We start from the raw sequence: 7,111 nt of genomic DNA, 5'->3' as shown, positions 1-7,111 counted from the left end.
GCCACGAGCGGGGGCTCCTATCTTTTTAGTGCCCTCGGATTGGGTCATAGTGTCTGTCGATGGGTTTTGCCTTTGAGCTTCCCGTCGCGGCGCCGCGGCGCGCAAAAACCCAGACGGTGACGCCGCTTGCCGGTGGTGCCGCGGCGGTTCGCGCCTTTGTCGGGACGACCGAGACGTCGTCCGATACGAGTTCAACGACCAAGGAGGTCTAGGCCATGGCATCTCAAATCAAGCTCACCCCGTGCGGAGCCATGTTCGACATCTTTAAACGCGCAGCGCACCTGAGCCATATCGAGCTATGTGGCATGGTGCTTTCGAGCCGTCCGCTGGCCGATGGCCGCAGCCCCCAGGGCCGCGCCGCTGATCGCTCCTGGGTCTCGCGCTTTATCGTGCGCGCTCCGGTCGGCACGCTGCAGGAGCGCTATTTTGCCGATTACGGCACCTCGGCCGCGCGCATTATGTCGCAGCTGGCCCTGCGCCGTCGCAACCCCATGGACGCCGCGGCCGTGACCAATATGGTGTGCGGCCCCGCTGGCGAGCCCATGGTGCGGGCACTCGAGGAATGCCACCAGGACACGAATCTCTATCGCAATGCGCTCGAGCGCCTGTCGCAGGCGGCTGAACTCATGCCCGCCGAGCGCGCCGAGGCCATCCTGGTGCTGTTTGTCGCCGTGGGTTGCTCGGCAGATGTCCGTTCGTCGGTGACCTATGCCATCGACTACGCTCATGCGACCTGTGGCGGCGCCACGTCGACGCCGCGCTCGCTGAGCACCTCGACGGTCACGGGCGATCACGAGGCGGCGCCGGCGCATCCGCTGGGCCTGCTTCGCGTGCAAAACGGCTACGTGGTGAGCGCTCCGCGCTGGATTCAGCCGAGTGAGCAGGGCGTGGAGATCGGTGCGCTGGCGACGGGGGAAGGCGATATCACCGATGTGGGCGATGACGTTTCGGCTCGCCATGCCCACGTGTGGTGCGATGGCCAAAATACCTGGTACGTCGAGGACCTGTCGTCCACCAACGGAACCGTGGTGGTAAACGGCGCGACGAACGTCTGCACCCAGGTCGAGCCCGGCCGCTCCGCTCAGCTCAACCCCGGTGACGAGCTCAGGCTCGGCGAATCCACCACCTACGCCATCCTCCTCGGCGCTCTCTAACTCATCTCCTAAATAAGTTGCGGTGAAATAGTTCCCGATGGGGCCCTTGAGGCGGGCATCCAAGAACTATTCCACCGCAACTGCTGCGTGGTCCCCGGGGGATTGCGTTCGCTGGCATCGGCCGTGTGATAGTCACCCGAGGTAAACCTTTACCGCCCACCTATATTTGCCGAAATATGGCTTGGCGGCGGGGTACAATAAGCCCGCATGCGGATTTCCGTTGCGGGCGCTTCCCATCGCCGGGGCGTGCCCGGGAGCGTCCGGCATGCGGCCTTTGCGGCGCTCGGCCATGTGCAAGACGGGTAGCTGGGCCTGTGGAGCGCATTAATCGCCCCTCGCCTTGGAACGCCTTCTCTCCATGCCATGTACCTGCTGCTCAGTCTGCCTGCCGGATGATTGGAAGCAACAGCGAAAATCCCATCACGCCAACATCCTGGCAATCGCCGGGGCCTGTATACCTATATGAGAGGAGAGGGGTATATGGCGCGTAAGTTTAAGTCTATGGACGGCAACGAGGCGGCCGCATATGTTTCGTATGCGTACACCGAGGTAGCGGGAATTTATCCCATTACGCCGTCCAGCCCGATGGCCGACCATGTCGACCAGTGGGCGGCCCAGGGTCGCAAGAACATCTTTGGCACCCCGGTCAAGGTCGTCGAGATGGAGTCCGAGGCAGGTGCAGCCGGTACCGTTCACGGTTCGCTGGGCGCCGGTGCTCTGACCACCACCTACACGGCTTCTCAGGGCCTGCTCCTGATGATCCCGAACATGTACAAGATCGCGGGCGAGCAGCTCCCGGGCGTTTTCCACGTCTCCGCGCGTTGCGTCGCTTCCCACGCCCTGAACATCTTTGGCGATCACTCCGACGTCATGGCCTGCCGCCAGACCGGTTTCGCCATGCTTGCCGAGGGCAACGTCCAGGAGGTCATGGACCTCTCGCCGGTGGCTCACCTTGCCGCCATCGAGGGTAAGACCCCGTTCCTTAACTTCTTCGACGGCTTCCGCACCAGCCACGAGATCCAGAAGGTCGCCATGTGGGACTACAAGGATCTTGCCGAGATGTGCGACATGGACGCCGTCCAGGCTTTCCGCGACCACGCTCTCAACCCTGAGCACCCGCACACCCGCGGCAGCCACGAGAACGGCGACATCTTCTTCCAGAACCGCGAGGCCTGCAACAAGGTCTACGACGAGCTCCCTGCCGTCGTCGAGGGCTACATGAAGAAGATCAACGAGAAGCTCGGCACCGATTACGGCCTGTTCAACTACTACGGCGCTCCCGATGCCGATCGCGTCGTCGTGTGCATGGGCTCCTTCTGCGACGTGCTCGAGGAAGTCATCGACTACCTCAACGCTCACGGCGAGAAGGTCGGCCTGGTCAAGGTTCGCCTGTTCCGTCCGTTCTCCATCAAGCACTTCGTCGACGTTCTCCCCGAGACCGTCCAGAAGATCGCCGTCATGGACCGCACCAAGGAGCCGGGTTCCATCGGCGAGCCGCTCTACCAGGACGTCGTCTCCGCTCTCTACGAGGCCGGCAAGACGGGCATCAAGGTCGTCGGCGGCCGTTACGGCCTGGGCAGCAAGGACACGCCTCCCGCGTCCGCGTTTGCTGTCTTCGAGGAGCTTAAGAAGGACGAGCCCAAGCGCGAGTTCACCATCGGCATTGTCGATGACGTGACCAACCTGAGCCTGCCCGAGGTCGAGGATGCGCCCAACACCGCAGCCCCCGGCACCATCGAGTGCAAGTTCTGGGGTCTGGGTGGCGACGGTACCGTCGGCGCCAACAAGAACTCGATCAAGATCATCGGCGACCACACCGACAAGTACGTTCAGGCCTACTTCCAGTACGACTCCAAGAAGACCGGCGGCGTCACCGTCTCGCACCTGCGCTTTGGTGATTCTCCGATCCGTTCGCCGTACTACGTGACCAAGGCCGACTTTGTCGCTTGCCACAACCCCAGCTACATCGTCAAGGGCTTCAAGATGGTCCGCGACGTCAAGCCGGGCGGCACCTTCCTGGTCAACTGCCAGTGGAGCGACGAGGAGTTCGCCGAGCACATGCCCGCCGTGGCCAAGCGCTACATCGCGAACAACAACGTCAACGTCTACCTGATCGACGCTATCGATCTGGCTGCAAAGGTCGGCATGGGCAAGCGCACCAACACGGTGCTCCAGTCCGCCTTCTTCGCACTGGCCAAGGTCCTGCCCGCCGAGGACGCCCTGCAGTACATGAAGGACGCGGCCACCAAGTCCTACATGAAGAAGGGCCAGGCCATCGTCGACGCCAACCACAAGGCTATCGATGCCGGCGCTACCGCCTTCCGCAAGTTCGAGGTTCCGGCCGACTGGGCAACTGCCGAGGATGCCGCCCCCGTCGAGCTCTCCGAGGAGACCAAGTCCGCCATCGCCCAGCAGGTCAAGAACCTGCTCGAGCCCATCGATCGCATGGATGGCGACAGCCTGCCCGTTTCCGCCTTTGTCGATTGCGCCGACGGCCAGTTTGAGCTGGGTGCCTCCGCATACGAGAAGCGCGGCGTCGCCGTGGTCGTTCCTCACTGGGACGAGACCAAGTGCATCCAGTGCAACCAGTGCGCCTATGTGTGCCCGCATGCCACTATCCGTCCGTTCGCGATGACCGAGGACGAGGCTGCCGCCGCGCCCGAGGCTACCCGCACGCTCGACGCTATGGGCCCCAAGGCCAAGGGCATGAAGTTCACCATGGCTGTGTCCCCGCTCGACTGCATGGGCTGCACCAACTGCGTCAAGGTCTGCCCCAAGGGCGCCCTCGAGATGGTTCCCACCGAGCAGGAGATGGACCAGCAGCCCGTTTGGGACTACATGGTCGAGAACGTCTCCGAGAAGAAGGAGCTCATCGCGGCCAACGTCAAGGGCAGCCAGTTTAAGCAGCCCTACCTGGAGTTCTCCGGCTCCTGCGCCGGCTGCGCCGAGACCGCCTATGCACGTCTGGTGACCCAGGTCGCCGGCGACCGTATGTTCATTTCCAACGCCACCGGCTGCTCCTCCATTTGGGGCAACCCCGCTGCCACCGCTCCTTACTGCAAGGACAAGGACGGTCACGGTCCGGCATGGAACAACTCCCTGTTCGAGGACAATGCCGAGCACGGTCTGGGCATGGCCGTTGGCTATGAGGCCGTTCAGAAGAAGCTGATCGCTGCTACGCAGGAGATCATCGCCGCTGACGGTCCGTCCGATGAGCTCAAGGCCGCCGGCCAGGCTTGGCTCGACTCCGTCAACGATGTCGAGGCTTCCAAGACCGCTGCCGCCGCCTACGTTGCCGAGCTCGAGAAGTGCGGCTGCGACGCCTCCAAGGCGATCCTTGCCGACAAGGCTTACCTCACCAAGAAGTCCTTCTGGATCTTCGGCGGCGACGGTTGGGCCTACGACATCGGCTTCGGTGGCCTGGACCACGTTCTGGCTTCCGGCCACAATGTCAACGTCTTCGTCTTCGACACCGAGGTCTACTCCAACACCGGTGGTCAGGCCTCCAAGGCCTCGAACCTGGGCCAGGTCGCTCAGTTCGCCGCTGCCGGTAAGGTGACCAAGAAGAAGTCCCTGGCCGAGATTGCCATGAGCTACGGCTACGTTTACGTGGCGCAGGTCGCCATGGGCGCCAACCCGGCTCAGACCCTCAAGGCCATCCACGAGGCCGAGGCCTACGACGGTCCGTCCCTCATCATCGGCTACAGCCCCTGCGAGATGCACTCCATCAAGAAGGGCGGCATGCAGAACTGCCAGGCCGAGATGAAGAAGGCTGTCGAGTGCGGTTACTGGAACCTCTTCCGCTTCAACCCCGAGGCTGCTGCCGGCAAGAAGTTCTCGCTCGATTCCAAGGAGCCCGCGGGCGGTTATCAGGAGTTCCTGATGAACGAGGCCCGTTACGCTTCGCTGACGCGTTCCTTCCCCGAGCGCGCCGAGGAGCTCTTCAAGGAGAACGAGCAGGCCGCCATGGACCGCTACGCTCACCTGCTGAAGCTCAAGACGGTGTACAACGAGGCCTAGGTCTCCCACCGCAGGATCTGAGGGCTAACCTTCGCGGACGTCCTCGGACATGAAAGAACCCCCGCTGCGCACAACGTGCGGCGGGGGTTCTTTCGTCCTGCGGAGTGTCCGCGAAGGTCAGCCCTCAGATCCTGCTACGACTATGTCCTCGGATTGTGTGGGCGGATGAAGGACGTAGTTGGCCGGGTATCCCGTTCCTTTCGCTGTTTCGCGGCTTTGCCGCGAAACCTCGCGCCACTTTGGGGATGGATGGGGGACTTGGCTGTTGCCGCCTTTTCGGAGCGCTTCTTTATTCCTTTTGCTGGATGAAAAGCCCCTTGTTTTTGCAGGGGTGCATACTCGACTTATAAGTGCATAGAATCTCGTATAGTGCGAGTAAGATTTTACGCTGTCCGTTTTGTGTTTAGCAGAGATGTAGTTTGCATAATCCGACATAATCCTCGCTGCATTTAAATAAAGTTGCACGTAAATGGCGTAGATATGCCTGAGCTGGGGTTCTGTACGCTGAGCGGATAAAAACGACCGTTCACCGTTCCGCTATTTTCAAAATGAATAAAATGAGCGATAAAGAGAATATAAACCTTAATAAACTCGCGTATCGCACGGACGCGGGTTATTAATGGGTTGTAGGCCTTTTACAGAAAGGATTCCAGCAATGTCTAAGCCTCTTGGCAAGCCCGATCGTATTGTCGTCGCCCTCGGCGGCAACGCCCTCGGCAACAATCCCGTCGAGCAGATCGAGGCCGTGAGCAACACCGCCCACGCGCTCCTCGGCCTCATCGAGCAGGGCAACGAGATCATCATCACCCACGGCAACGGCCCGCAGGTCGGTATGATCCAGAACGCCTTCGCCGCCGCCCACGATGCCATCGGCACCCCCGAGATGCCGCTGCCCGAGTGCGGCGCCATGTCCCAGGGCTACATCGGTTATCACCTGCAGCAGGGCATCGGCCGCGAGATGCACAAGCGCTACAAGCGCTGGCACGCCGCCACCGTCGTCACCCAGATCGAGTGCGACCCGGATGATCCCGCGTTCAAGAACCCGACCAAGCCGATTGGCCCCTTCTACACCGAGGAGCAGGCCAAGGAGTTCATGGCCGAGGATCCCTCCAAGGTCTTCGTCGAGGACTCCGGCCGCGGCTGGCGTCGCGTCGTCGCCTCCCCCGATCCCAAGAAGATCGTCGAGGCTGACTCCATCCTCAACCTGCTCGACAACGAGTTCATCGTCATCGCCTGCGGTGGCGGCGGCATCCCCGTCGTCCGCGACTACGAGAACAAGGGCTGCTACAAGGGCGTTCCCGCCGTCATCGACAAGGACCTGGGCGGCGAGCTGCTGGCCGAGGACTGCGACGCCGACGTTCTGTTCCTGCTGACCGCCGTTGAGCATGTCGCCATCAACTTTGGCAAGCCCAACCAGGAGGAGCTCGAGGACCTCACCGCCGACGAGGCCGAGCGCCTGGCCGACGAGGGTCAGTTCGGCAAGGGTTCGATGGAGCCCAAGGTCCGCGCTGCCATCAAGTTCGCCCGTTCCCGCAAGGGCCGCACCTGCATCATCGGCGCTCTGGACAAGGCTGCCGAGACCATGGCCGGCCTCTCCGGTACCCGCATCCACGAGTAGTCTCTACTCCGTTGCCTCTCCCGTGGGCGCCAGGCAAAGCGCCCACAAACTAGCCTCTCCTCATGAGCCCCGCGGTCCGCTCCGACTGCGGGGCTTTTGCTATTCACCTAGTCATTGGGGACGTTCTTAAACGACTAGTCAAACAAGAACGTCCACAACGACTACTCATTTAAGTCTGTCCCCAATGACTGCGGAAAGCGCATCTCACACCGGCACATGGCTTTCGGGCCCTTTCTCCGTGCTCCCTATAAGTTCGGCTGGACTCCCCGCAACCTGTTCCGAGTTGGCGGAACGAGCGCGACGTGGAGTGTCATTCTTT

Annotated in this window: 4 protein-coding genes; all 4 read left to right on the top strand. The window is 61.9% G+C overall.

Annotation, left to right across the window (positions count from 1 at the left end; translation table 11 throughout):
* The first annotated feature begins 59 nt into the window (after nucleotides 1–59).
* The 4 genes from PGW49_RS06385 (at nucleotide 60) to arcC (ending at nucleotide 6,792) form a co-directional block, all read left to right on the top strand.
* A complete protein-coding gene (locus PGW49_RS06385) occupies nucleotides 60–212 on the top strand; it encodes a hypothetical protein (RefSeq protein WP_270225958.1) in 153 nt (50 codons plus the stop codon).
* A gap of 3 nt (nucleotides 213–215) precedes the next feature.
* Nucleotides 216–1,154, top strand: coding sequence for an FHA domain-containing protein (locus tag PGW49_RS06380; RefSeq protein WP_270225957.1), 939 nt, complete (start codon nucleotides 216–218; stop codon nucleotides 1,152–1,154).
* 480 nt (nucleotides 1,155–1,634) lie between these two features.
* Nucleotides 1,635–5,174 carry a pyruvate:ferredoxin (flavodoxin) oxidoreductase gene (nifJ, locus tag PGW49_RS06375; protein WP_270225955.1) on the top strand — a complete coding sequence of 1,180 codons (3,540 nt, stop codon included), beginning with the start codon at nucleotides 1,635–1,637 and terminating at the stop codon, nucleotides 5,172–5,174.
* 655 nt (nucleotides 5,175–5,829) lie between these two features.
* On the top strand, nucleotides 5,830–6,792 hold the full coding sequence (gene arcC / locus PGW49_RS06370) for a carbamate kinase (RefSeq protein ID WP_006235166.1): 963 nt from the start codon (nucleotides 5,830–5,832) through the stop codon (nucleotides 6,790–6,792).
* Nucleotides 6,793–7,111 lie beyond the last annotated feature (319 nt).

The organism is Collinsella aerofaciens (assembly GCF_027679495.1).
In the GTDB taxonomy this organism is placed as follows: Bacteria; Actinomycetota; Coriobacteriia; order Coriobacteriales; family Coriobacteriaceae; genus Collinsella; species Collinsella aerofaciens_AK.
This window is presented reverse-complemented; position numbering and strand designations above follow the sequence as displayed.

What these genes read in the sequence shown, in the direction of transcription:
- nifJ (WP_270225955.1), top strand. Translation starts at nt 1,635, where the DNA reads ATGGCGCGTAAGTTTAAGTCTATGGACGGCAACGAGGCGGCCGCATAT.
- PGW49_RS06380 (WP_270225957.1), top strand. Translation starts at nt 216, where the DNA reads ATGGCATCTCAAATCAAGCTCACCCCGTGCGGAGCCATGTTCGACATC.
- arcC (WP_006235166.1), top strand. Translation starts at nt 5,830, where the DNA reads ATGTCTAAGCCTCTTGGCAAGCCCGATCGTATTGTCGTCGCCCTCGGC.
- PGW49_RS06385 (WP_270225958.1), top strand. Translation starts at nt 60, where the DNA reads ATGGGTTTTGCCTTTGAGCTTCCCGTCGCGGCGCCGCGGCGCGCAAAA.